Source organism: Microcoleus sp. Pol17C6 (assembly GCF_036701145.1).
In the GTDB taxonomy this organism is placed as follows: Bacteria; Cyanobacteriota; Cyanobacteriia; order Cyanobacteriales; family Microcoleaceae; genus Microcoleus.
This window is the reverse complement of the sequence record NZ_JAUBQH010000044.1, coordinates 1-25,547: the sequence shown is the minus strand read 5'-3', so window position 1 is coordinate 25,547 and position 25,547 is coordinate 1. Positions and strand designations below refer to the sequence as shown.

Below are 25,547 nucleotides of genomic sequence, written 5' to 3'. Positions count from 1 at the left end.
GCCTTAATCTTGAACGGTTACTTTTTAGTTAAATAAGCTTCGCGAAAAATTTGACCGTAAGCTTGAGTCATTTCTTCAAAAGTATTCAATGACTTTAACACATATTTAGCGTTTTCAGCTAACTGCTGCCGTAATGATTTATCCTCCAATAAACTAATTAAAGCTGCAACTAATTCGTCCGGGCGATCGGGCGTATAAAACAAACCATTAATTCCCGGCCGCACTTGTTCTTTAATCCCAAAAACCGGCGATGTAACAATTGGCAAATCGCAGGTCATCGCCTCCAAAATCACTCTTGGGAAACTTTCGACGCGAGAAGTGCAAACAAAAATATCAGCCGCTTTGTAGTATTTTCCTGTCTCCCCAGTTTCTGGGACGACAGTCACCCTTTGCCGCAACTCTTTCGGCAATTCCTGCACCAAATCGGCTAATTTATTGCTGTAAATACTCGGACGATCGCCCACAATAAAACATCTAATTTTATTGTGCCATTTGTCAGGTAAAAGAGAAAGTGCCTTAACTAAATCCTGCTGTCCTTTGCGTTCGCATACCGTTCCCAGCAGCAAAATTACCACATCTTTCGCTGCAACACCTAAAGTTTTTCTAGCTAATTCAGAGTGATCCGAATTTTCCAGTTTACTCAAATCTAAACCGTTGTGAATCACCGTAAAATTGTGGTGGCTGTTGAGAGGCAAATACCTGTCCCGCGTTGCATCTGCCACAAAAATAACTTTGTAAGGAAAGCGAAAACACTCTAAAGCTCTCGCCGCAATCTCCGAACCAAACCTGTTAAAATAAGTTTGCCAAGGTTCGCTTTCGTGCACGTTCCACACTGTAGGAGTTCCGATTTGCCGCGCCGCATCAACTACAAAAAAGTTTTCTAAAGTATTGGCATAAATTGCATCTACTTTTAAACTTCTAATTTCTTTGCTAAAACTGCGGATGGCTTCATCATAAGCATCGCGCTGATAGATGTGTTCGAGAGGATTATCACGCACAATTACTTCAATTCCCTGCTGTTCGTAAGCTTGACGTAGGGGCCCGTCTGTTACGCAAAGTACGATCGGCTTAATCACACCCTCAGCCGCTAATTTCACTGCAATTTCGTACTGATGTAGCGGCGCGCCAGTAAAATCCAGCGAATTGCTGCACATCAAAACCCTAACACGATGAATCAGATTCCCCGCTTCTGCTACCAACAAACCAGAATCATTAAATTTTAGTTTTTCCTTCTCGGTTACATCCGTTACATCCGTTACAAAATCCGTTGCCGAACCTTCTTCCTTCATAAAAACCCGGCGAGGTTGAATATGGAAATACTCATCTTCTAAAGACAAGTGAGGACTGTAAAAACTGTCATTTTTACCCGCATACTTGCGCCTAAAAGCTGCCACTTCTTGAGGATTGTCGGTAAAACCCCTAGAAGTTCCCTCTTTGTGCAACAATTCCGCATCGGGACAATATACGCACCGATAACCCCGTTCTAACAGTCGGTATCCGTAATCTGCATCATTGTAAGCAACAGCAAAATTTTCCTCATCAAAACCGCCCAATTCTAAGAACAATTGACGTGGAGTAATCATGCAAGCCGCTGTTACCGCAGAGTAATTTCGCGTTACCATCGCTTGAGAAAGATAGCCTCGATTTTCGCTGTTCATCAGCTTAAAAGCGTGACCCGCCAAACCGTGATGGAGACCGTGAATTACGCCCGCGTGCTGAATTCTGCCGTCTGGATATAACAGCCGCGCGCCGACTGCACCCACAGCGGGAATTTGAGCGTATCCCACCATTTGACTCAGCCAGCGCGGGTTAATTACTTCTGTATCGTTGTTCAAAAACAACACATATTCGCTGTCAACTTGTTCGGCAGCACGGTTGTTAATGGCTGCAAAACTAAACTTGCCCCCAGGATTTTTTATAGGCAAAACTTTGCACTTTAATTCCTTTAAGTATTCCAAAGTTTTAGGGTCGTCGCTTTCGTTGTCGATAACGGCAACTTGATAATTTTTGTATGTTGTAGTTTCTAGAGAATCCAGACAGGCTTTCAGCAACTTTAGCTGATTTTTAGTAGGAATAATTATCGTTACTGATGGGCCGTTATCCGGGAAATCCTGGGCAAATATGCCCAGATTTTCTTTGATCGCCCATGCGTGCTGAGCGACATTGCCGTTAATTTGGCGGCGATTGAGTGCATCTTGAATGGCTTTTTGACCGGCGGAAAAACTGGCGGGTTTCGCGGCCCCAGATATGGCCGTAGAACCGGGTGCGGTTCGCCAGTGATACAGCACTAACGGCAGGTGGGCAACGTGGCGAGAAATTTCGGTGGCTCTCAAGGCAAAATCGTAATCTTGGGAGCCTTCAAAACCTATCCGTAAACCGCCTATTTGTTCAAAAATGTGTCTTCTCACGGCACATAAATGACCGAGGTACATATAGGAAAGCAGCAGTTCCGGGGACCATTCCGGTTTGAATTGCGGGGCGAATCGGCGACCTTTAGTGTCGATTTTGTCGTCGTCGGAATATAGAAAATCGGTGGCTGGATGCGAGGCAAAATATAAGGCGACTTCGCCTAATGCATCGGGAGTGAGTTCGTCGTCGTTGTCTAAAAACAGGATTATGTCGCCTGTTGCGAGGGCGGCGGCGCTGTTAGTTGCTGCGCTGATGTTGCCGTTTTCTGTGCGAAAAGTGATGTGGATACGATCGTCCTTTTGAACCCAGCTTTTCAAATTTTCAGCAACCGTGAAATCGGTGCTGCAATCATCAGCAATGCAGAGTTCCCAGTTTGGATAAACTTGATTGATTACGCTGTCGATCGCACTTTCGAGAAAATCTATCTGCGGATTGTAAACTGGCATTACTACCGAAATTTTTGGCAGGGGTTCCCGGCACGATTTTAACCGAGAAATCAAGTAATCGCGCGCGCGATCGTTCCACTGATTCACCTCCAGCCATGCGTCATACCTATCAATAGGTTTAGGCACGATAAAACCCGCAGGCGGCAGCAAATCTCCCGGCGCAGTAAACTGTTTTTGCTGCCGATAAATCTTCCCCAACTGGCGGATCACTTTCACAATTTCCCAAGGCATCGGCACAATCCTGCCCAGACGCTGTTTTCTTTCCCTCGCCCGCTGCTGGATTGCGGCTGTAAACCTTGATAACTCCTCAAATTTATCAGCACTTCGTTGCCAAATATGGTAGCGTCGCACAGTCAATTTTTTAGGCGCTTGAAAAGACAAAATTTCCCCGCTTTCTAACTCAGCTTGCAGAGAAACGTGCCATTCCCCTGGCGGCAAATCGACAAGGGCCTCAAAACCACTTTCCGAACTGTTAACCCAGTCTGGAAACACTTCGCCGACATCTTTTCGCCGTAAACCGTAGGCGCATTCTACAGAAGTATCGCCGCACAACAAGCTTAATTTAGCAATTTTGCGATCGTGGTGGCAGCACCAACCTGCAAACAAAATTTGACCCTGACGCTGTTCCCACACCACCGGTACATCTAACGATGCTTGAATCGTTGAAACTAACAACGGATAAGCTGCCAACAAATGCCATTTACCTCGATCATCTTGTGCTTCCAGTAGCACTTCGTGCCGTCCGGCAGGCGCTTCCAATTGAATTGTAAAACCTGATTTCTTCGCAGCCGGAATATTAGAGTGTGCTAGCGCTATATCACTTCTATCTATGCCGTAAACGCCTGCAAAACTCTGGTCTTTAATTCGGGCGCGGACTGCTGCAATCTCTCTTTTTTGGTTAAAAACCCAGCCCACAATTAGCAGGTTAGAATCACAAACTTGCCAAGTAGTGGGTTGATCTAACGAAAAAATAAATTTAGGGAACAAGTCGCGGATTTTGCGCTGAACTTCCCCCAACTTTCCTCTCACTTGCCACCCTATTGAAGACTTGATTAGAGCGAGTTCTGCCCGAAAATTTTCATTTTCCTGGCGGGAGTGTTCTAATTTTTCCTGAGTATCCTTGAATCTTTCCTGAGTTTGACTTTGTGCTGTTTCTAACTGAAGTAACTCAGCTAACTTTTGCTGCAATATAAATTCAGTCTCTTCAAATTGTACCTGAGTTTGCCCTAATTCTGCTTCTAATTCTAATACTTTCGCTAAAGCTGTTTGAAATTGCGATTCTTTGCCTGCAAGCTGTACCTGAGTTTGTCCTAATTCTGTTTCTAATCCGAGGAGTTTCGCTAACGCTTCTTGAAATTGCGATTCTTTGCCTGCAAGCTGTACCTGAGTTTGCCCTAATTCTGCTTCTAATTTTAAGACTTTTGTTAAAGCTTCTTGAAATTGCGATTCTTTGCCTGCAAGCTGTACCTGAGTTTGTCCTAATTCTGTTTCTAATCCGAGGAGTTTTGCTAAAGCTTCTTGAAAATTTGATTCTTTGCCTGCAAGCTGTACTTGAGTTGCTCCTAATTCTGTCTCTAATCCCAACACTTTCGCCTGTGCCTGGTGAAATTGTTCTTGCCACTGTTTGAGTTCGGAAGAACTCGTTTTTTGCTGTTTTTCCAGCAAGCGGATTTTTAGCCAATCTTCAAATGGCCAGACTGGAGATGCTGGGAAATGAATAACTTGATCGATCGCATCTTTCGATTCGCTGCTCAGATTGCCAGCTTGGGTTTCCAAAAGTTCATATAGTTCTAATGCTTCTGGAAAATATTTTTCTATTAAACTCGGTCTGTGACTTTTGACAATATCGTTGACTAATAAAGATTCTTCAAAATTGTCGCCCGGTATCGCACCTAAGTTAACATTAAATTTTTCGTTGACTCGATCGAGGAAAAGTTCAGGAGTGTTGCCGATGGGGTAAACGTTGGCGAGGAGACAGCGATGGGGGAAACGTTCGTAAAGTTCTAAAACTTTTTGATTGTAGTGAATCCACATTTTTACTGCCTTTTCGGGATTTTGCAGCAAGCTGACATCGGTTCCCCGGCGGTAAAGGGAATCGACTACTTCCCAGGGCGATCGATAAACACAGATAAAATTAGCTTCGGGGAGTAAAGTCAGCCAAAAATCCCAAAAAAGGGCTGTTCGCGGGTCTTTCCAACCCCAATGTTTGTGAGTTTGTTGATTTTGGTCGATCGCCCTTTTGGCGATTTCTACGTATTCTGCTGCTACCGGAATCGTTTTTTCAAACGTACATCCGAGTTCATCAATACCGTGCGCTCGCAAAACACTTTTGTGAAACTCCACAAAATCAACATTCTCGAAATGACCTTTCACATTTCCGTCGGCCGGGCCCACTAACTTTTTGCCAATATCAACCCCGACTTTCTGAAACAAAGAAGCTGTTAAAGACGTACCGGAACGGTGCATTCCGGTAACAATAAAAACCGACGGTTTGCTGTCATTTATACTCACAATTTCTCTCCCTTGCCCTAATTCCCACACCCAAATTACTTGCTATCGCTACTCTCCAGCTAAGCCCAGGGACCGCCTGACTTGAAACCATGCGCTTCGGATCTTCCAGAACTTGCTGCTTTCCATTGCCAAAACCCGACACTTCGCTTGCTCTAGTTCTTGCTGGAGACTAATTAGCTGATTTTCTGTTTTCTCCAACTGTGTTTGCACAGATACTAACTGATTTTGAGTTTGCTCCAACTGCGTTTGAGCTAAAACTAATTCAGTTTGAGTTTCTTCCAACTTCGTTTGAGTAATCATTAACTTACTTTGGCTTTGCTCCCATTCTATCTTAGCCGAAGCTAACTGAGTTTCGAGTAATTTTAGTTTTGTCTGAGTAGACCCCAATAAAGACTGCGATTGCCTTTGGTTAACCAGCGATTTAACAGTGCAACTTTCCAGAATCCATTCCAAACCGTATTTATTGATAGCTTTAACTATTAACACATCCTCCAGCGCCACGGTGTTTTTTGGTAAATAACACCTCCAACCCGACTGCAAAGCCCCATCAGTTTGAAAATATCCAGCAACATCCGGGCGATCGTAAAAAGGTTCGCACCTCTGTACAACCTCGCCGTTTACCACCACTTGCAGCTCCTCAACTCGACCGTCGAGATTCACATCAGCTACCCATCCTTCTAGATACAAATTTTCCTTATTCGTAAAAGCAGCAACATCAATATATCCTTCCGGGTGATGAGTGAATTTCAACTCCGAAAAATCTCTAACTAGCTTATTTGTGACAACATACAAATCCTGAAATCTGCAGATGCCTTTTTTGATGCGGTGAACAAAAGCTTTGCCTCCGCTAACTCGCTCGACACATTCTCTCACAAACTTTTCAGTTACATAAGTTGTGCCGTATTCCTCCTTATCTAAAGACTGGCTTTCGCTGTTGGCGCTGAACAAAATACCGTTGGCCGGCATTTCTACATGAGGGGCTCGCAAACACTCATCGTGAACGCTAAACATCAAAATGCCGTTAGCAGTCAACAAATTGTACAAGTTTTGCAGCCAACTCGTAAAAGTTCTTTCCGGCATATGGCTGAAAAAAGAATTAGCCAGAATGCAGTCAAACTTTCGGTCAATTAAATAATTTTCTGGTTTTCCCGTCGAGACAATACCGCTGACGCCCAAGTATTCAGTTTGAAACTTGACAGCGTTAGCATAAATATCAGAAACCCAAATTCGTTCCGGCGGCATTTCCTGAATCAAAAACCGCGTAAATCTACCGTAACCGCAGGCAAAATCTAGAAAAGACGGTACATTTTCAAAACTGCCAAAATGCCATTCCACAACTTGTTTAACCGTATCCAAGATGCGACGCCCGATCGAATAATAGCGCACCAAAGCCCGATCGCGATCGTCTTTGACGTTGTTCAAACTGAACAAATACATTTCATCGTCTTGGCAGATATTCAGTTTAAAATTTTCAGGGAACTTAGTTTGATCTTGAATAAATGCTTTGATTACGGGATTTTCAACTAAATCTAAATTGATATCGTTCATTGTTCTTACAGAATTTTAGATAACCTCTGTTGACTGCTCTTTCACTAGAGTATCAGCATTAACAACAGTTAAACACGGTTCGATCAGCAAGTCAACGATGCCGTTACCGCAGGACTCAGTACAAGACTGAACTCTAAACATCGCCACATCAACGCACCGATCCAGATAAGTTAAATCTCCATCAACCGTTCCCACAACCCCAGCATTCAGAAAATAAACACCGGGATTCAGCAAACATTTAAAATGAAACTTCACTACAATTGTCGTTCCCGCTTCTACATACCTAACTGACTGAGTAGAAGCCTTCAAAGAAGCACCCGCCAACTCAAAACCGCTAATTGTTTTAATCAACATTCCAAACCTAACTTTGGAAGTTGACCGCGAGAAAGTTACAGAGTAAGTGTAAATATAATCTTGACGACCGAGCAAGTGATTTACCACATTTCCCTTCAGCGTCTCGATGTGGGGGTTGATAATTTCCGCTCCGCGAGACGGATACCTTACCGTATTCGACGGTATCATCCCCGGATCGTAAAATTCATCGTAATATTCCTGGGGTTTGGAGAGATGTTGCTCCGGTTTAACTTCCCTCTTTGTGCTTTCTAAATTAGCATCCTGAAGGTGGTCTTGACTTTCCTGTTTTGTTAGTTGGTTCAGAGCTCGAATATCTGACTTCAAACCCTGAACCTGATCCGGATCGGCGTAAATCAGCTTTTGATACTTAGAAATTACCACCTTCGGCGTGTGAGCGAGCAGCAATTCACCGCTATCCATTAAAATCGCCGACGTACAAAGTTGCACCACAGAAGTAGCAGCGTGAGAAACAAATAAAATGGTTCCGCCACCTTCCTGAATGCTTTGCAAGCGGGCAAAACACTTGCGTTGAAAAGCTTCGTCGCCCACCGAAAGCGCCTCGTCAACCACCAAAATATCTGGCTCGACGCTAGTCGCAACGGCAAAAGCTAGCCTGACAAACATACCGCTAGAATAAGTTTTGACTGGCTGTTCAATGAAATCGCCAATATCAGCAAAAGCAGCTATATCGTCAAACTTTTCTTCAGTTTCTTTTTGATTGAATCCCAGTAACTGAGCGTTAAAAAACACATTTTGTCGCCCGGTAAATTCCGGGTTAAACCCGCTTCCGAGTTCTAACAAAGCGGAGACTCGCCCTTTCACATCGACGCTTCCTGCGGTAGGAGTCAGCGTCCCCACAATTATTTGCAGGAGAGTGCTTTTCCCCGAACCGTTGCGACCGACGATTCCCAGAGTTTGTCCTTGAGGAATTTCCAGATTGATGTCGTGTAGGGCCCAAAATTCGTCAGCCAGTTTTTTGCTGGGGTAAATAATTTCCTTTAAACGGTCTCCTGGACGATCGTACCGCTTAAAGCATTTGGAAACATTTTTTAGTGAAATTACATTTTCTGTCATTGGCGGCAGTCAATCGATTTTAGATTTTAGATTTTAGATTTTAGATTGACTTCAAATCTCAAACATATTTACAGCACAATCGATTTTAGATTTTAGATTTTAGATTTTAGATTGACTGTAAATCTCCAACAAATTTACAGCACGTCAGCAAAAGCGGGACGCAAACGCCGGTAAACCGCCAAACCTCCACAAAATATAGCAGCAGAAATTAGCGTGGCGACACCCCATTCGCCCCAATGCTTAACTTCTCCAAGCAGTATGAGGTCTCGATAAACCTCCGAGATGGCGGCCATTGGATTCAGCCAAAATATCCACGCTCGCCACTCTTGGGGGATGATTGATGCTGGGTAGACGATCGGCGTCAAATAAAACCAAAAATTCAGAATAACACCTAATGTCTGAGGAATGTCTCGCAAAAATACAGTCAAGCCCGCTGTCAAATATCCCAAACCAGCAGTTATCAGCAACTGAGGCACCCACACCAGCGGCAGCAAGCATAAAGTAGCGTTGAGCTTTTGCGACGACACTACTACTATCACAATCAAAGCTGCCAAACCCAGAGAACTTTCAAGAAAAGCTGTAAAAATCGGCACTAGGGGCAGCAAACCGAGAGGAAATACCACTTTTTTCACTAAATTCGGCTGCCCCACCACGGATACTCCCGACTTGATCAAACCGCTGGTGAAGGCAGTCCAAGGCAGCAAACCTGCAAACAACCAGACTCCAAATGTAATGTCGCTGTTTTCTGGGAAGCCTGCAAGGCTGAGCTTTACCTTGAGGACGATCGAAAATACGTATGTGTAAATCACCAATTGCGATAGCTGATTCAGCAGTGGCCACAAATTGCCCAGAATCGAGCCTTTGTATTGAGATTCCAAGTCCCGGCGCACCAATGTTGCCAGCAGATTCAGCTTCGTCCACCGCCGGGGCGTACTTGCCGGCCGCCGCCGGCCCAACCTTCGGGCCTTTTGGGCAACTCCTTTCACAGTTCTCTGCAATTTTTTCGCCCTCGTTCACTAGCTTCACACCTAAATCAACTCAAGCTACAATTGTGCAGCTTTTGCTAAACCGCAATTATTCCACAGCCCCGTCGCTTTGATCAAGCATCTGCCACCCTGGCTTTGGCTTCGTTACTTCTTTCTACTTTCCCCTTCCTTCGGAGGTTATTTTAGCCGATCGCCGATCGAACTGCCGAACCCATCGCTAGTTTTTGCTCGTCGTCGTAGCCCCACCGCTGGAAAAATTTTTCATACTTGCCGTTGGCACTCTGCAAACTTTCTAGCATTTGCGACGCTATAGTTTGACAGGCGGGCATTTGCAGGATTTGAATTAAATTGCGCGATCGCTCCTGCACTCTAGCAGAATCGGCCGCCATTTCCTCCTTTTGCTGGCGCGAATGATGTACAACCATTGCCGCCGACATCGCCAAATTTTTCACCAGCAGTTCTGCTACGATCTCAGGAGCCGATCGCAGCGCCTCGACTACTCCGGGTGACGGGTGATCTGCCTCCTGTCGATCGTCCGTTAGATAGGTGACAAAAAACCCCCTAGCACCGTTCTGTGTTTTCACCAGAGATGTAACAGCTTGCTGGATGTCGGCTTGTAAAAGTCGATCGGCCTCAATGAACGACAGTAAAGATTGAGTCAGCTCGATCGCCCCCTCAAAAGTTATGCTTTCCGATGCTAATAAAGAAGATGGAATACTCATAACGAACTCAATAATTGTCAAGATTCTGCCAATAATTGTAAACAATTCCCGCTGCCCGATCGCAGATAAATATGGCTATTATCTCCTCCAAACAACAGCCCTCTGACCAAAATCTACCCGAAGACATAGCCCCAGCCCGTCGCAAAAAAGTCGCCAAACCCCAGGCGGAATCTCTGGTAGAAGCGCAAGAACTACCCGACGAAATTAATAGCAAACAAGACGACAAAATCCGACCCCAGCGTTTAGCTGAATACATCGGGCAAAAAGACTTAAGAGAAGTTTTGGCGATCGCAATTGCAGCAGCTAAATCTCGCGGCGAACCTATGGATCACCTGTTACTTTACGGGCCTCCAGGGTTAGGAAAAACCACAATGTCGCTAATTCTAGCAGCAGAAATGGAAGTTGAATGCAAAATCACCACCGCCCCAGCTTTAGAAAAACCGCGAGATATTGTCGGATTGCTGATCAACCTCAAAGCAGGCGACGTGCTGTTTATAGACGAAATTCACCGCTTATCTAAAGTTACAGAAGAAATCCTCTATCCGGCGATGGAAGACTGTCGGTTAGATATTACGATCGGTCAAGGCAAAAGCGCCAAAATCCGCAGCATTCCCCTCAAACCCTTTACCTTAGTAGGCGCAACCACAAAAGTCGGATCGCTGACATCTCCCTTGCGCGATCGCTTCGGCTTGATCCAAAGATTGCGCTACTACGAAATAGACGAACTCAGTCTAATTGTCCAAAGAAGTGCCCAAGTTCTCGACACTCAAATCACCCCAGAAGGAGCCACAGAAATTGCGCGCCGAGCTCGCGGAACGCCCCGGATCGCTAACCGCTTGCTGCGACGAGTTAGAGACTACAGCGAAGTCAAAAATTTAAAACCAATTAATGCCGAAATTGCATCAGTCGCCCTCGAATTGTTCAACGTCGATCCGCTAGGTTTGGATTGGACTGATCGATGTCTTTTGACAGCAATGATCGAAAACTTTAACGGCGGCCCGGTTGGCTTAGAAACTCTTGCAGCTTCCACAGGAGAAGACACTCAAACAATTGAGGATGTATACGAACCGTACTTAATGCAAATTGGATTTTTGCAGCGCACAAGTCGGGGCCGAATTGCCACAGCCGCTGCTTGGAAACACTTAGGCTTTATTGGCTCAAAGGAGTAGAAATTGCTGAATTACGCAGCCATTCCGTTTGTAGTTGTGCTTTAGGACTTAAGCTCAACTACAAACTTTGGGGCGCAAAGAGCGCAACTACCAACCTCCAGGCGCAAAGAGCGCAAATGCCAACGAGGAATATAAATTAAATCTCCCGCTCTTTGGTAAGAGTGGCATCAGATTCTACACAATTGGAAACAAACTGCACATTCCGCAGCATTTTTTCTCGCTCCCCTGCAATCTTAATCGCAGTTTCCCAAGTAAAAGTAAAAGATTGAAAAGATTCTGAATCAATCCGATCTTCATCCAAATCCACAATCACTTGATTAAAAATATCAAATAACTCAGCCTGCAACCGATCGATTTCTTCCAAAGCTTTCGCTTGGCGAATTTGTTGGATCAAACTTAAAATATCCAAATTAAATTTATCAGCTCGATTTTTTTGTTTCTGCAAAAAGCGCGATCGCAACTGCCAAAGCCAAGAAGCCAAAAGAGTGCCGATGGACACAAATAAACCGATAGCATCAGAATTAGCAGCAACAAAATCCGGCTTTTCTCGATCGTAATAAGCCTGAGCCCCCTCATGAACGGGCAAAGACAAACTCCCGCTGCCTCCCGGCTGACTAATCATAGCTCCCAGGGAATTAGCAGCTACCAAGTTGCGGCGGTAATCGAACAAAATTCGCGTAATTTCCTTGACGATTATCGGATCTAGATCCTCCCCAGCCAGCAGATTAGCCTGCACTCCAACGCTGGGTAAATCCGCATCGGGAACCGCAGGATCTGCCTTGTAAGTACCTTTAGGAATCACATCAGCTTCCAGATAAGGTACTTTAATTCTCATCGCAGCTCCTTGGTCAATCGGCACCAACTTGCCCCGGGTATTTTGCAACAAATCCCTAACAACATCGCTCCCCGGAGGTAGCACCCTAAAAATAGCATCAACCTCGCCGCTAGCAAACAACTTAGTAGCATCATCCCAAGAGCCAGCAGTAAATTTAAAATCGCTTTCTTTCAAACCGTAATGTTTGCTTACCAACCAAAAAGAAGTGTAAGAACCGCTGCCTTCAGCCATCAGCGCAATATTTCTTCCCTGCAAATCAGCAACATTTTGAATACCCGACTTTTCCGAAACAATTAAGTGAAAAACCTCCTTAAACAAAGCAGCCACTACCCTCGCCGAAGGTCCCCCCTCTGTATTGTTCTGCACGATCGCTAACTGCACCTCATTTGCCTCAAGCCGGCGCATATTTTCCTCAGCACCTTGACTCTCAATAACTCGAATTCGCAAACGCGGATTTTGTTGCGTAACTACCTCAGCAATTGCCTGCCCGAAAGGATAATAATTCCCGCTTTTCGTTCCAGTCGCAAGGGTTAATTCATGGACTCGCTGCTTGTCTTGGTGCAGATTCCACCCAAAAGCTCCAATCAAGACAACACTTAATAGAGCAATGGGAAACAGAAATTTATTTTGCATTAAGGTTGAGACTCCATCAATAATGGCAAAATCAAAAGTATTCTAGTTAAAAATGAAAATGGGACTCGGGAAATTCGACGCGCCCGATAGTGGAGGAGCCAATGCCCGATGCCCTGTTTGGCCAATGCCCGATGCCCAATTCCCAATTCCCAATTCCCAATTCCCAATTCCCAATTCCCAATTCCCAATCCCCCATCTTCCATGTTAATATCCCTCAGAATAGAAAACTTTGCCTTAATTGACTGCCTGGATCTAGAATTTGGCCCGAGTTTGAACGTATTTACAGGGGAAACCGGGGCCGGCAAATCGATTATCCTAGATGCGATCGATGCAGTTTTGGGCGGGAAAGTCGATCGCCGATCGATTCGCACCGGAGCAGCGCGGGCAATATTGGAAGCTACCTTTGAATTGGACAAAGCCGCAGCTTTGTGGCTGGGCGAGCAAGAAATCGAACCCATAGACGGAAATTTAGCCGTTTGCAGCCGGGAAATTAACGCATCAAGCGGTGCTCTACGCACCAGATCCCGCTTGAACGGAATTCTCGTCAACCGCCAGTTAATGGATCAACTGCGCGATCGGCTGGTCGAAATTACCGCCCAAGGCCAAACCGTCCACCTCGGACAAGAAACCCTCCAGCGAGAATGGCTTGATTTATACGGCGGCAAAAAGCTCACTGAAGCGCGATCGATCATCGCCTCCGCGTGGCTGGGAGCCAACAACGCCAAAACAGCCCTCAAACGCAGGCGTCAGTCGGAACAGCAGCGACTACAAAGACTTGATTTGTTAGAATACCAAGTCCGAGAACTCGGCGAAGCCCACATCGAAGACGCCGACGAACTCGAACAGCTAGAACACGAATCAATCCGCCTCGGCCACGTCGTCGAATTGCAGCAGCAGAGTTACCAAGTCCACCAAGCCCTGTACCAAAACGATGGCGACAGCGCATCAGCCGCCGACTTGTTGAGCAAAGCCGAAGTAATTTTAAGCGACATGGCGGTTTACGATGTGCAGTTGCAACCAATCCTAGAAATGGTCAGCGATGCTTTAGCTCAAGCCACAGAAGCCAGCCGGCAAATTAGCAGCTACGGCGAACAATTAGAAGCAGATCCCGAAAGACTCGAAGAAGTAGAAGATCGGATTCGGGAACTCAAACAAATTTGTCGCAAATACGGGCCGCTCAAAGAAGCGATCGCCTACTACCAAAGCATTCAAAACGAACTAAATGAACTTTTAGAAGGAGGCGAGTCAATGGAAGCCTTAGAACTCGCGTATCAGACCGCTTTAGAGCAATTAAAAGACGCTTGCAGCCACCTCACTACCCTGCGGCGCGAAGCAGCCCTGAAACTAGAAACGCACCTGGTAGGAGAACTAAAGCCGTTAGCAATGGAAAAAGTGCAGTTTCAAGTCGAAATCTCGCCTTGTACCCCAACCGCCACCGGTGCCGACCAAATCGCCTTTTGTTTCAGCCCCAATCCGGGCGAACCCCTGCAACCCCTGGGCGCGATCGCCTCCGGGGGAGAAATGAGCCGCTTTCTACTCGCCATCAAAGCTTGTTTTTCCCAAATAGAAAGTGCCGGTACGCTGATTTTTGACGAAATCGACGCCGGAGTCTCCGGGAGAGTCGCTGGCGCGATCGCCAAAAAACTCTACCAACTCTCGGACAAACACCAAGTTCTATGTGTCACCCACCAGCCGCTGGTCGCCGCGATGGCTGATTTTCATTTTCGCGTCAACAAACAGACGATCGAAGCAGAACCAAGTATCGAGGAACCCGCAGCCAACTCGGAACCAATGGAACGTACAGTAGTCAGAGTTGCCGCTCTCAACAGTGAGCAGCGGCGGGAAGAACTCGCCCAACTCGCCAGCGGCCGGTCAGCAACAGAAGCCATCGCCTTCGCCGAATCCCTGCTTGTCGAAGCCGCCGGATTGCGCCAAACTCAGTCGTCGGCCCAACCCTGATCGGACCCTCAAGCCGATCGGGGGGGTCAAAAGGCGGAGTTTTTTCCGAGTCGGAGGTTACACTAAAAATATCAACCGCAAATTTTACAAAAAAAAGCTGAAAACCCTGTGAATTTAGTGGGATAAAAGCTAAGAGCAGCCAAATAGAGAGAAATTCTAGTTAAAAACCACAATTGTGTAGAGAAGGGCACACATCACTAGCAACTGGTAGTGTCACAATTGCGGCTAGTCCCACAATGCCACCCCTCTTTCACCAGTCCTCCCCCAGTACGCATTCATGTTCCTGCGGGCGATCGGCTCATAGAGCGGCAGAAATTACTTAAACCAGGCAAGCACAATGTCAAAATCAGTTAATAAACCATTTAAACAAAATTCGCGATCTCTAAAAAGATTGCAGCACTCCCACAGCCTCGTTACTATCCCACCCTCCGTTCAGCAGCAAGGTCAACTGAATTTCCCTTGCCTTGTGGCCGGAGTTCTGTAAACTGGGAAATACTTTCACACATACTTGAGTCTTGTGCGACAAGTGACTCACTAATCAACTTACCCGCTCTCTTCGCTTAGAGACTAACCCTTACACTTAAGCTTCTGTAAAGGTCTATGAAATCTGCATCTTCCACCAATTACTCTTCTCTGGACAACGTGATTGATGTCGCTGTTGTCGGCGGTGAAAATCATCATCAGGAACATTATTCTGCCCCAGAAATTAGGAGCAGTGCAATTATCCCGCGCCAAGGAAACCTTTCCGGCATTCTCGACCTTCTAAATAAGCAAAGTTTCACAGTAGTAGTTAAGGAAGTAGAAGACAAACTTAAGGTTGTCAATCAAACCCTGGGAATGCTCGACAATATCCTGGAGAGCGAGGGATTTGATGCCATACTCAACGAGATGTTGCAGTCGATTACCCTCAAAACAGGGGAATTGCTGAATGCCGCTCGCAGCACGATATTTTTATTAGACGAAGAAAAAAATGAACTCTGGGCGATCGTCGCTAAAGACGAAAATGGCAAAAGTCTAGAGCTCCGATTTCCCGCCCATGTGGGAATTGCGGGAGAAGTAGCCACTGAAAAAAAAGTGGTGAACATTCCTTATGATTTTTATAACGACCCCCGCTCGACTAACGCAAAAAAAACTGACAAAGAAACAGGATATCGCACTTATACAATGCTGGCGATGCCCCTGATCAACGAAGAAACAGGAGAGTTAGTAGCAGTAGTTCAACTGATTAATAAACTCAAACCCAACCACGAACATTATGGTACTTTAGAATCACAGATTGATAAGGCAGGATTTACTCAAGAAGACGAACAAGTTTTTCGAGAATTTGCCCCGTCGATTCGCCTAATTCTAGAATCGTCCAAATCTTTCTACGCAGCAACTCAAAGACAGCGGGCCGCGACAGCGCTGATGAACGCCGTCAACGCTCTTTCTCAGAGCAGTTTAGACTTAGAAGATACCCTCAAGCGGGTGATGGATCAGGCTAAAGAACTGATGCAAGCCGATCGCAGCACCTTATGGCTGATCGATGAAGACAGAAATCAACTCTGGACAAAAATGCTCATTGGGGGTAAACTTCAAGACGTTCACATACCCAGAACGGCTGGTTTTGCAGGTATTGTTGCCCAATCCGGCCAACCGCTGCTGATTCCCTTTGACGTGTACGACGACCCCCGCGCCGAAACTTCCAAAGAAACAGACAAAAAAACTGGCTACCGCACTTGCAGTATGCTTTGTATGCCAGTATTTAACTCGGACAAAAAATTGATTGGCGTCACCCAATTAGTGAATAAAAAACGACAAGGAGAATTCCCGCCCTACAACCCGGAAGATTGGCCGCACGCCCCCGATCAGTGGAAAGCGAGTTTCAATCGCAATGACATGGAATTTATGAAGGCGTTTAACATCCAAGCAGGAGTGGCGCTGCAAAACGCCAAACTGTTTGCAGAAGTCAAACAGCAAGAACAAAGACAAAAAGATATGCTGCACGCCCTGACTAACGGCGTGATTTCTACAGATAAAAAAGGCAATATAGTAGCGACCAATCCCAGTGCCAAAAAATTACTGGGTGTCAGCGATGCAGAATTAGCCGAAGGTCAATCTTTGCGCGAGTTAATTAAGTTAGAAAAAGGCGATTTTGCCAAATGGTTTGATGCGTCTTTGTCTCCCGAAGACAATCAGGACCGCCAGCAGTATTACCCAGATCAAGTTTTGCTTTCCTTTGAAGGAGAAGCGCAGAGTATCAATCTCTCAATTAATTCAATGACTGACGCTACCGACCCCAACAAGGTCAACGGCGCGTTAGTCGTCATGGAAGATATTAGCAGCGCCAAGCAAATCAAAAACTTGATGTACCGTTACATGACTCCAGAAGTAGCCGAAGCTTTGTTAGCTTCAGGGGATACTGGATTGGGCGGTAAGCGCAAAAACGTTTCGGTGCTGTTCTCAGACATTCGCAGCTATACCACACTGACGGAAAAATTGCAAGCCGAAGAAGTGGTAGTGATGCTCAACAAATATTTTGAAGTGATGGTAGATGTCGTATTCGAGTACGGTGGGACTCTCGACAAATACATCGGCGACGCTCTGATGGCAGTTTTTGGCTCTCCAGCACCCTTAGAGGATCATGCTTGGTGCGCTATGCAAACGGCAGTTAAAATGCGGGAAAAACTGGCCGAGTTTAATCGAGATCGCGTGGCACATGGGGAATTGCCGATCGGCATCGGTATGGGCGTACATTCCGATGAAGTTGTCAGCGGCAACATCGGTAGTAGCAAACGCATGGAATTGACTTCGATCGGAGACGGCGTAAACCTCGCCTCTCGCTTAGAAGGCGCCAGCAAGCAGTACGGCACCGACTTGATCATCAGCGACAATACTTACAGAGATTATGCCGATCGGCTGTACGTGCGAGAACTCGACTTTATTACTGTCAAAGGCAAAAGCGAACCCGTAATCGTTTACGAACTCGTCGGCATCCGCGAGGGATATTCGCCAGTGGGCAAGTCACTAACCGAAACACAGCAACAAATTATAGAACATTACACCAAGGGGCGCGAACATTACAAAGCTCCAGTCACCCAAAGACTCTCAGAAAGTGAGGTGAAAAACATCTTAAAGGAGGTCGCCTCCATGCCAGAGGCAGAGATTAAGAAACTGCCCAGCAATTTTGTAGACCAACAGTTGGAACACGAGCTCAAGAACCTGTTATATCAACTGAAAAAGCTGTCAGAGTACGACCCCAAAAACCTGTCCGAAGCAGACAAACTCATCGTACTGTTGCAGACAGAAATCCAACTGCTGAAATTTGAAGGCATCAAAAACCTCTCGGAAGACGAAGCCAAAATGCTGCTGCAAGCAAAAATCAAGCCCCTATCAGCAGACGATATTAAATACTTGCAAGAAGGCGATGTCAAAAAGCTGTTGGAAGCAGACATCTTAGAACCATCAAATCCTCAAATCAAGCGGCTGAAACCTGCCGAGATCAGGCAGCTATTGCAGGCGAAAATTAAAAGTCGGGCCTCCGAGACAGTTGCAGAAATGTTAGATGAGGAATTTGAAAACCTGGGACTCGATCGGGTGAAAAAACTGCTGAGCGAGTTTAAGAAAGCCTTAGAACCAAAAGCCAAGCAAGCCTTTAAAGACGCTGAACGCGAATTTGACGCCGTTCTGAAAGTTGACCCGAAAAACAAGGCAGCTAAATTGCACATCGATCGCTGTATGTTATTTCAACATGGGTTTTCAGACGTACTCAACTGGGATGGTGTGTGGAATCTCACAGAAAAATAGCACTAGCCCACAGCAAATGCTGGCCGTGGCGTCAGGGTTCGGGGCGGGGGCGAACGCGATCGGGGGTGCGCCTCCCATCCCACCACCAATTAACCTAAATATCCTATTGAGGTAATCGTAAATAAGCTCCAACAGGTATTATGGTTATATAACCGGATTTGAATTTGCAAGCGAGATGCCGGGGTTTCGCCCTAGGTGTTTCGGTCGCACTACCTACCGCAACAAACTTAGCACTTCTATTATTTGAAGCGCTTAAAAATAGTTAGGACTGGCAGCAGCGTTACCCGGTTTCTGAGAAAAATCTTGGAGAAAGCCGACGAAACATCCGCTCAAAAACCGGGTTTCTCACCCCGCCCACGTAAGTCTTAATAGGGTTAGTGGCTCCTAAAAAGAGCTTCCTTCGCAGATAATCAATGTTCTAGTCTTAGATATAGAAAACCACTAGCGTCAGTTATGAATAATTGGAATTCGCAATCGGGAGATGTTGAGTGGGTAGATCAGGTTTACCAACTATTGCTGGAGATTGCTCGGAGCTCCCTGTCAGATATCCCCAGAATCCCGGAAAATATCACTGTTAAGGCTATCCCTCTGATCCAGAAGGTACAAAGCATTCAACAAAGACCTGATGGGCAAGTGTTCAAATCTGGTTCCTTTTCAGTAAACGATCACGAATGGGTCGATCGAGTCTGTCAACTATTGGTAGAACTAACCAGCGCGTCTTTGTCGGAACAGCCAAAAATGCCGGAAAACCTTGCAGGCAGATCTTTAGCCCTCGCCGATAGAGCACAAAAAATTAAAGAAGATATCGAAGAAAATGCAGCCCAAACCCCAGCAGATGAAGATGAAAATTCCTTACAGTCTCCAGACGAGCTGCTTTCCCTCTTGCACCACAGTTTGAAAACTCAGCGCGCCAAAAGCTACAACCCCGATGCCCCCGAATGGCAGCAAGTCTTGAGTCTGCTCGACGTAGTGCAGTCACTTTACAAGCAAATCCAAAATTAAATTTAAGCTTAACTCAGGCGGGTCTTGATCGTGCGATCGCTGGCTCTTAAAGGCGGTTGCTCTGTGACAGAAAATTTTTTTTGCCGTAGCCCGAACATTTCCGATTATTGCGCTTTTGTCAACTACACTAGGTTTAATCGGTTCTAGGGCAAGAGAACATGAGCGGACAAAACATCGGCGATTTGTCAAAAGAAATATTAGCCGATCGCTATAAGTGCGATCGGCGGCTCGGCAAGCAAGCAGGACGGCAAACTTTACTCGCCCGCGACTTAAAAACGCAACAGCAAGTAGTAGTCAAACTCCTCTCATTCAGCAGCGACTTTAACTGGGAAGACTTAAAACTGTTCGAGCGAGAAGTCGAAACCTTAAAATCCCTATCCCATCCTGCAATTCCCCGATATCTAGACTCCTTTGAAATCGACACGCCCAACCGCAAAGGATTCGCCCTCGTTCAGAGTTACATCGAAGCCAAATCCCTACAAGAATATCTTTCAGACGGCCGCAGCTTCAGCGAAAGCGAAGTCAAACAATTAGCCACAGCATTATTAGACATCCTCGCATACCTGCATCAGCGACAGCCCCCCGTGATTCACCGCGACATTAAGCCCAGCAATATTTTACTCAAGAATCGATCGGGCAACAGCGTCGGGGAAGTCTACCTAGTCGATTTTGGTGCAGTTCAAACCCTAGCAACCCAACAAGGAAAAACAGTCACCGTTGTCGGAACTTATGGCTATATGCCGCCCGAACAATTTGGCGGGAGGGCGGTTCCCGCTTCCGACTTGTACGGCTTGGGAGCAACATTAATCGCCTTAATTACCAAGCAGCATCCTGCCGATTTACCGCAGCAAGATTTGCAGATCGAGTTCGAGCAATTGACCAAACTCAGTCCCGGTTTTACCAATTGGCTGAAGTGGATGACGCATCCGAGTTTAGAATGCCGTCCCGCCTCAGTCCAAATAGCAAAAGAAGTTCTAGAAAAACCACAGGAAATAAATAAATATTCCCAGACATTGAGACTGGGAAAAACGCTAGATACCTCTAGGTTGTTCAAGAATGTGATCGGGCGCAGCACTTGGATGGGAACTCTAGGCGTAGGATCTTGTGCAGCAATTTACGGAACCTTTATTTTTCCGGTAGTGGCGACAATTTTCGGAGGATTTATCGGTCTTTTTCTCGGCTTGCTGCTGGGGTTTGGGAACGGAATAATCGTAGGAATTGTGACGCGCTTGTGGTTTTTTCCCCTAACTAATCCCAAACTTCACCGACAGGTTTTAACTGCAATTAGTATTGTACTCTGTACCTCGATAAGCATCGTCTACTTTCGGATAATGGGTTGGAATAAGCTAAACGATTTGAGTTTTGAGATTATTTTCGTGCTAGCACCGTCGCTAATTGCAGGACTGTCAATGGGGGCAAGTAGCAAGTCTATTGCCCGGTGGTATCAAAAAGAAAGTGGACTGTAATCTAAAATTTACAGTTCTGGACGCACTCCGAGCAAATAAACCGGGTTTTTACGAAAAGACGCATTACAACCGCCAGACTCGCTAAACAACCCGGTTTCTGAACCCCGACGCTCCCCTCACACTCAAATTCATGTAAAAAAATATGACTAGCAAAATATTAGCAGAACGCTACGAAGTGCAGCGACAACTAGGAAAACAAACTGGTCGCCAAACGCTGCTGGCTCGTGACTTACAAACTCAAGAATTAGTTGTTATCAAACAGCTATTCCTCGGCAGCGATTTTGAATGGCAAGACCTCAAGCTATTTGAACGGGAAGCGGAAACTTTAAAAGCACTTTCTCACCCAGCAATTCCGCGCTACCTCAACTACCTGGAAATTGACGAACTAAACAGTAAAAGCTTTGCCCTGGTACAGACTTATGTAGAGGGAAAAACTTTGCAAGAGCATTTGCGATCGGGGCGTACTTTTAGCGAAAGCGAGGTGAAACAATTAGCTAAATCGCTGTTAGCAATTTTGAATTATTTGCACAAGCAAAATCCGCCTGTTATTCACCGTGACATTAAACCCAGTAATATTTTACTGCACAGCAGATCAGGTAACTCGGTCGGACAAGTTTATTTAGTTGATTTCGGTTCGGTGCAGAACCAAGCTGCAAAATTTGGCGGCACAATTACAGTAGTGGGAACTTACGGGTATATGGCACCCGAACAATTTGGCGGGCGCTCGGTTCCGGCTTCTGACCTCTACGGTTTAGGTGCAACTTTAATTTATTTGGTAACGGGTTTGCATCCCACCGAACTGTCGCAGCAGGATTTGAAAATTCAATTTGCCGATCGGGTACCGCAGCTCAATCCTACTTTAATAGATTGGCTGGAGTGGATGACAGAACCAAGTTTGTCCAAACGGTTATCTTCGGCTGGGGAAGCATGGCGAGGGCTTAAAAATCCCCGCCTTATCAACAAAAGTCCTATGGTGGTGCTGCAGCCACAAGGCAGCGATATTAAACTTACAACAAATTCGGAGTTTATAGAAATTGTAATTCCGCCACAAGGCATCGGTTTTGGTTTAATTGCCACGCTTTCGGCTGTGGTATCTGCGAGTCCTGTCTCATTTATAGCAAGGGATATGTTGAGCGATGCGTTAAAGATAAATCCCCAATTTTTTATAATAATATCAGGAAGTTTGTTATGTATGGTAGGACTAAAGTTGATATTTGCACTATTTAGGGAAAGGCGCCTCAGAATTGATCGGCTGCAAATCTCGCATACAAGCAATCTGCTGGGGTTGAGATGGAATCATGCCAAGCCATCTCCCAGAAACGAGATTGGCCAGTTGAAAATTCAACAACGTGAATATAGAAACAGCGGTATTGGTGTAAAAGTTATAAAACTTATGATTTTTGCTTTTTCAATCCCTAGAGAGTTATATCAAACGGCATCATTACTTATGCAGAAGAGCTACTCGGAAGTGAAATTAGGGAAAGTCTATCAGATGATTGTTCAAGCCGGCAACCATAAATATCAGTTAGGACTGAAGGAGGGACTAAGTGAATCAGAAATCAAGTGGTTAGCAACAGAACTCAGCCTGTGGTTGGGTTTGAAAATTAAAATAATTTTGACAGACGGTAAACAGAATAAATGGTTCTGAAAATATCTGTCGATCGCCCAAACAAAGCATTCTCCTCTCAACCTGTGGGATGGGCGTCCAGCCCGTACCTCTCAAACTGTGGGATGGGCGTCTCGCCCGTCGAGTGTATTCTTCCCCCAGCCGGCGACACACTCTCCCGCTTTCGGTCAATCTCATGCAGCATCGATCCCGATCGCCCGTAAAATGCTATCAAAGGGATTTGGCAAGTAGCACTCATCCCAATCATCTGTTAACTTGGAGATATTGTTGTGGACTTATCGCTAATTCCGGCACAGCCGAAACCAGGACTGCTCAACGTCCTCATCGAAATTACCGCCGGTAGCAAAAACAAGTACGAATTTGATAAAGACTTGCAAGCCTTTGCTCTCGATCGGGTGCTTTCTTCCTCAGTCCAATATCCGTGCGACTACGGCTTCATACCCAATACCTTAGCCGATGATGGCGACCCCCTCGACGGCATGGTGATGATGGATGAGCCCACATTTCCAGGGTGCATAATCGCAGCCCGTCCGATCGGAATGCTGGAAATGATCGACGGAGGCGACAGGGACGAAAAACTTTTGTGCGTTCCCGACAAAGACCCCCGCTATGCTCACTATAAGTCCCTCAAAGACGTAGCCCCCCACCGCTTGGACGAAATAGCCGAATTTTTTAGAACCTACAAAAATTTGGAGAAAAAAGTCACGGAAATTCTGGGTTGGCAAGATGTCGATCAAGTCATGCCCTTAGTGGAAAAGTGCATCGCAGCCGATCGCAAATAAAGCCCTAGCCCGCACTCCTCGACTGCAACTCGACTAAAAACTCAGGGGGCCGAACTTAAGGCAATGCTGCACGTGAGGCGATGCAGTCGAGGAACGGGTAGCTAGAAGGCTAAATCCGTCGTGAATGCCGAGTCACCGGAACGGCATTCCTGAAAACCCTGTCCCGGCCCCAATCTTGAAAAAAATACTACTCCTAGAGTAAGATGAAGCGCAAATTCTACCCATGGGGAATGCGTTCTACGTTTGAGGAAATTTTACCCGAACAACTCTGGTTCGGCGCTATCTTAATCTCAGAACACAGAACACGCCGGGCAGCCCGCATGATGCAAAAAATAATCTCTCAAGCGTGACATCTCCTACACGAATCGGTAAGGTTGATAGTTCTAACAGCCCAAGTATTAGGCACTCGAATAGTTTCCCGATCAAGGGCTTTATTATAGTACAGATTGCTAATCACTAAAAAGTAAAAACTAAGATTTCAACTCCCAAGTTCCTGCCGCCGTTCCTGCCGCCAAAGCTAAAAAAAATGCCAGATTCCGCACCCTCTCTACCCAATCCACAGCCTTCCGATCACAAAGCCACTATGGAAAATAGTCCTTTGACCGAGTTTGTCGTTCAGTTTTGGGGCGTGCGGGGCAGTATCGCAACCCCCGGCACCAAAACACTGCGCTACGGAGGCAACACCTCCTGTGTAGAAATGCGCTTGGGCAAAAAACGCCTGATTTTTGACGGCGGTACGGGCCTGCGAGTTCTGGGTCTAAACTTGCTGCGGCAAATGCCGGTGGAAGCCCATATGTTTTTCAGCCACACTCACTGGGATCACATTCAAGGCTTTCCGTTCTTTACTCCCGCCTTTATCCCAGGGAACTGCTTTCACATTTACGGTGCGATCGCCCCCAACGGCACTACCATCAAACACCGTCTTGCCGACCAAATGCTGCACCCCAATTTTCCTGTCCCCATCCAAGTGATGCAGTCAGACCTCAAATTCAACGATTTGACGCCTGGGGATATTCTCGAACTCGACGATGTGAAAATAGAAACGGCGCTGCTCAACCATCCCAACACCGCGATCGGATATCGAGTCACCTGGGAGGGACACACGGCAGTCTACTGCACCGATACAGAACACTTTCCAGATCGCCTGGACGACAACGTGTTACACCTAGCTCGCAACGCCGACGTGCTGATTTACGACGCCAACTACACCAACGAAGAGTATTACGACTTCAAAACCCCGAAAGTCGGCTGGGGACACTCGACTTGGCAAGCAGGAGTAGAAATAGCCAAAGCTGCTGGAGTCAAAAAAATCGTGATGTTTCACCACGATCCGGGTCACGACGACAATTTTCTCGATCGTACAGAAGCAGAGGTGCAGGCAGCGTTCGCCAATAGCTGCTTAGCCCGCGAAGGCATGAGTATACCCGTGATTTAACCAAAAATAAATTCAGAATTATGAAACAGGAAAAACCCCGCAAACGTCGCAGAGTAGGCTTGCGGGGGCTTTACTCAACGTTGCTAGTGTTGATAATTATTTGCTGTACCTGCGGCGGATGGGTTGCAGCTCAGACTGCCTACTCTCGCACTCCCGCGCGACTTGCTCAGGTGTCTTCGATCGAGGATACTGGTACGGTCGATCGCATTCCCGAACGCTACCAACTCGGACAGCAACTGTACCTAGAAAACTGCGCTACCTGTCACATCGCTTTACCGCCGCAAGTCTTACCTACAGAAACTTGGCGCCGATTGCTGCAAGATTCCCAACACTACGGACAAACCATCAAACTGCTAGTAGACCCGCCCCGCCTGCTAGTGTGGAACTACCTGCAAACTTTTTCCCGTCCCCAAGCCAAAGACGAAGAACTCACCTACCGAGTCGCGAGTTCTCGCTATTTCAAAGCACTGCACCCCAAAGTCAAAATGTCGCAACCCGCAAATATCAGCAGTTGCGTTACTTGTCACCCCGGCGCATCTCAATACAATTTCCGCAAGCTTACCGCCGAGTGGGAAAACTCTCCGTAGCGAAGATTAAGTTTGTAATTATATCCGAGTGCGAGACGATCGCACTAACCAGAAAACGGCGATCGCATTCTGAACTAGAGACTTATCTCAAAGTGTGGGTGCGATCTTTCCATTCATTCTTACTGGGCATCGCACCTTACAACCCACATTCCGCAGATGTGTGTGGAATTTTTTTATCAGTTGTAAAAAGTTGGAGTCAAAAAGTTTTTCCGTTTA

At 46.2% G+C, this 25,547-nt stretch carries 18 protein-coding genes; 10 read left to right on the top strand and 8 right to left on the bottom strand.

All coding sequences use genetic code 11. From position 1 onward, the window contains the following. Nucleotides 1-17 precede the first annotated feature (17 nt). The 5 genes from QUA25_RS20335 to QUA25_RS20315 form a co-directional block, all read right to left on the bottom strand. Entirely contained in the window at nucleotides 18-5,366 is a 5,349-nt protein-coding gene (locus tag QUA25_RS20335; protein WP_333040897.1) for a glycosyltransferase, read from the bottom strand. A gap of 48 nt (nucleotides 5,367-5,414) precedes the next feature. After that, nucleotides 5,415-6,914, bottom strand: a complete 1,500-nt coding sequence (locus tag QUA25_RS20330) for a methyltransferase (RefSeq protein WP_333040895.1) — start codon at nucleotides 6,912-6,914, stop codon at nucleotides 5,415-5,417. Between the two features lie 15 nt (nucleotides 6,915-6,929). After that, the gene (locus tag QUA25_RS20325) at nucleotides 6,930-8,342 is read right to left on the bottom strand and encodes an ABC transporter ATP-binding protein (protein WP_333040894.1); all 1,413 of its coding nucleotides are present in this window, start codon (nucleotides 8,340-8,342) and stop codon (nucleotides 6,930-6,932) included. Nucleotides 8,343-8,476: 134 nt separating this feature from the next. Next, entirely contained in the window at nucleotides 8,477-9,328 is an 852-nt protein-coding gene (locus QUA25_RS20320; RefSeq protein WP_445242234.1) for an ABC transporter permease, read from the bottom strand. 182 nt (nucleotides 9,329-9,510) lie between these two features. Beyond that, nucleotides 9,511-10,050 (bottom strand): hypothetical protein, encoded by a 540-nt coding sequence (locus tag QUA25_RS20315; RefSeq protein ID WP_333040892.1) that lies wholly within the window; start codon nucleotides 10,048-10,050, stop codon nucleotides 9,511-9,513. A gap of 71 nt (nucleotides 10,051-10,121) precedes the next feature. Between QUA25_RS20315 and ruvB the strand changes: the two genes are divergently transcribed. Next, complete coding sequence (gene ruvB, locus QUA25_RS20310; RefSeq protein ID WP_333040891.1) at nucleotides 10,122-11,219, top strand: Holliday junction branch migration DNA helicase RuvB; 1,098 nt, start codon at nucleotides 10,122-10,124, stop codon at nucleotides 11,217-11,219. A gap of 136 nt (nucleotides 11,220-11,355) precedes the next feature. Here the strand turns inward: ruvB and QUA25_RS20305 are convergent, their stop codons facing one another. Both QUA25_RS20305 and QUA25_RS20300 read right to left on the bottom strand, forming a co-directional pair. Further along, nucleotides 11,356-12,687: a TAXI family TRAP transporter solute-binding subunit gene (locus QUA25_RS20305; protein ID WP_333040889.1), complete on the bottom strand. Its 1,332-nt coding sequence runs from the start codon at nucleotides 12,685-12,687 to the stop codon at nucleotides 11,356-11,358. Then, nucleotides 12,687-12,890, bottom strand: a complete 204-nt coding sequence (locus tag QUA25_RS20300) for a hypothetical protein (protein ID WP_333040888.1) — start codon at nucleotides 12,888-12,890, stop codon at nucleotides 12,687-12,689. The genes QUA25_RS20305 and QUA25_RS20300 overlap by 1 nt, the downstream gene beginning before the upstream one ends. Here QUA25_RS20300 and recN point away from each other — a divergent pair. From recN to QUA25_RS20275, 5 genes are all read left to right on the top strand, one after another. Next, a complete protein-coding gene (gene recN / locus QUA25_RS20295) occupies nucleotides 12,889-14,646 on the top strand; it encodes a DNA repair protein RecN (protein ID WP_333040885.1) in 1,758 nt (585 codons plus the stop codon). The two genes, QUA25_RS20300 and recN, sit on opposite strands and share 2 nt — an antisense overlap. Before the next feature lie 600 nt (nucleotides 14,647-15,246). Continuing rightward, nucleotides 15,247-18,432, top strand: coding sequence for a GAF domain-containing protein (locus QUA25_RS20290; RefSeq protein ID WP_333040884.1), 3,186 nt, complete (start codon nucleotides 15,247-15,249; stop codon nucleotides 18,430-18,432). Between the two features lie 453 nt (nucleotides 18,433-18,885). After that, nucleotides 18,886-19,434 carry an inorganic pyrophosphatase gene (locus tag QUA25_RS20285; protein WP_333040883.1) on the top strand — a complete coding sequence of 183 codons (549 nt, stop codon included), beginning with the start codon at nucleotides 18,886-18,888 and terminating at the stop codon, nucleotides 19,432-19,434. A 158-nt stretch (nucleotides 19,435-19,592) separates the two neighbouring features. Next, a complete protein-coding gene (locus QUA25_RS20280) occupies nucleotides 19,593-20,900 on the top strand; it encodes a serine/threonine-protein kinase (RefSeq protein WP_333040882.1) in 1,308 nt (435 codons plus the stop codon). A 142-nt stretch (nucleotides 20,901-21,042) separates the two neighbouring features. Next, a complete protein-coding gene (locus tag QUA25_RS20275) occupies nucleotides 21,043-22,548 on the top strand; it encodes a serine/threonine-protein kinase (RefSeq protein ID WP_333040880.1) in 1,506 nt (501 codons plus the stop codon). A gap of 37 nt (nucleotides 22,549-22,585) precedes the next feature. Here the strand turns inward: QUA25_RS20275 and QUA25_RS20270 are convergent, their stop codons facing one another. Beyond that, complete coding sequence (locus tag QUA25_RS20270; protein WP_333040879.1) at nucleotides 22,586-22,765, bottom strand: hypothetical protein; 180 nt, start codon at nucleotides 22,763-22,765, stop codon at nucleotides 22,586-22,588. A gap of 31 nt (nucleotides 22,766-22,796) precedes the next feature. On the opposite strand from QUA25_RS20270, the gene QUA25_RS20265 reads away from it, so the two are divergent. The 4 genes from QUA25_RS20265 to QUA25_RS20250 form a co-directional block, all read left to right on the top strand. Then, nucleotides 22,797-23,309, top strand: a complete 513-nt coding sequence (locus QUA25_RS20265; RefSeq protein WP_006634582.1) for an inorganic diphosphatase — start codon at nucleotides 22,797-22,799, stop codon at nucleotides 23,307-23,309. Between the two features lie 526 nt (nucleotides 23,310-23,835). Next, entirely contained in the window at nucleotides 23,836-24,744 is a 909-nt protein-coding gene (locus QUA25_RS20260; RefSeq protein ID WP_333040878.1) for an MBL fold metallo-hydrolase, read from the top strand. A gap of 20 nt (nucleotides 24,745-24,764) precedes the next feature. Then, entirely contained in the window at nucleotides 24,765-25,331 is a 567-nt protein-coding gene (locus tag QUA25_RS20255) for a diheme cytochrome C (RefSeq protein WP_333040877.1), read from the top strand. Beyond that, nucleotides 25,313-25,547: hypothetical protein (locus QUA25_RS20250; protein WP_333040876.1), on the top strand; the 235-nt coding region annotated here is incomplete at its 3' end. The genes QUA25_RS20255 and QUA25_RS20250, both read left to right, overlap by 19 nt.

Bases quoted from the DNA above. Each gene is read 5' to 3' on its own strand.
- QUA25_RS20275 (WP_333040880.1), top strand. From the start codon at position 21,043: ATGACTAGCAAAATATTAGCAGAACGCTACGAAGTGCAGCGACAACTA.
- QUA25_RS20285 (WP_333040883.1), top strand. From the start codon at position 18,886: ATGAATAATTGGAATTCGCAATCGGGAGATGTTGAGTGGGTAGATCAG.
- recN (WP_333040885.1), top strand. From the start codon at position 12,889: ATGTTAATATCCCTCAGAATAGAAAACTTTGCCTTAATTGACTGCCTG.
- QUA25_RS20260 (WP_333040878.1), top strand. From the start codon at position 23,836: ATGCCAGATTCCGCACCCTCTCTACCCAATCCACAGCCTTCCGATCAC.
- QUA25_RS20270 (WP_333040879.1), bottom strand. From the start codon at position 22,765: ATGAGTGCTACTTGCCAAATCCCTTTGATAGCATTTTACGGGCGATCG.
- QUA25_RS20280 (WP_333040882.1), top strand. From the start codon at position 19,593: ATGAGCGGACAAAACATCGGCGATTTGTCAAAAGAAATATTAGCCGAT.
- QUA25_RS20255 (WP_333040877.1), top strand. From the start codon at position 24,765: ATGAAACAGGAAAAACCCCGCAAACGTCGCAGAGTAGGCTTGCGGGGG.
- ruvB (WP_333040891.1), top strand. From the start codon at position 10,122: ATGGCTATTATCTCCTCCAAACAACAGCCCTCTGACCAAAATCTACCC.
- QUA25_RS20305 (WP_333040889.1), bottom strand. From the start codon at position 12,687: ATGCAAAATAAATTTCTGTTTCCCATTGCTCTATTAAGTGTTGTCTTG.
- QUA25_RS20300 (WP_333040888.1), bottom strand. From the start codon at position 12,890: ATGGAAGATGGGGGATTGGGAATTGGGAATTGGGAATTGGGAATTGGG.
- QUA25_RS20290 (WP_333040884.1), top strand. From the start codon at position 15,247: ATGAAATCTGCATCTTCCACCAATTACTCTTCTCTGGACAACGTGATT.
- QUA25_RS20330 (WP_333040895.1), bottom strand. From the start codon at position 6,914: ATGAACGATATCAATTTAGATTTAGTTGAAAATCCCGTAATCAAAGCA.
- QUA25_RS20315 (WP_333040892.1), bottom strand. From the start codon at position 10,050: ATGAGTATTCCATCTTCTTTATTAGCATCGGAAAGCATAACTTTTGAG.
- QUA25_RS20325 (WP_333040894.1), bottom strand. From the start codon at position 8,342: ATGACAGAAAATGTAATTTCACTAAAAAATGTTTCCAAATGCTTTAAG.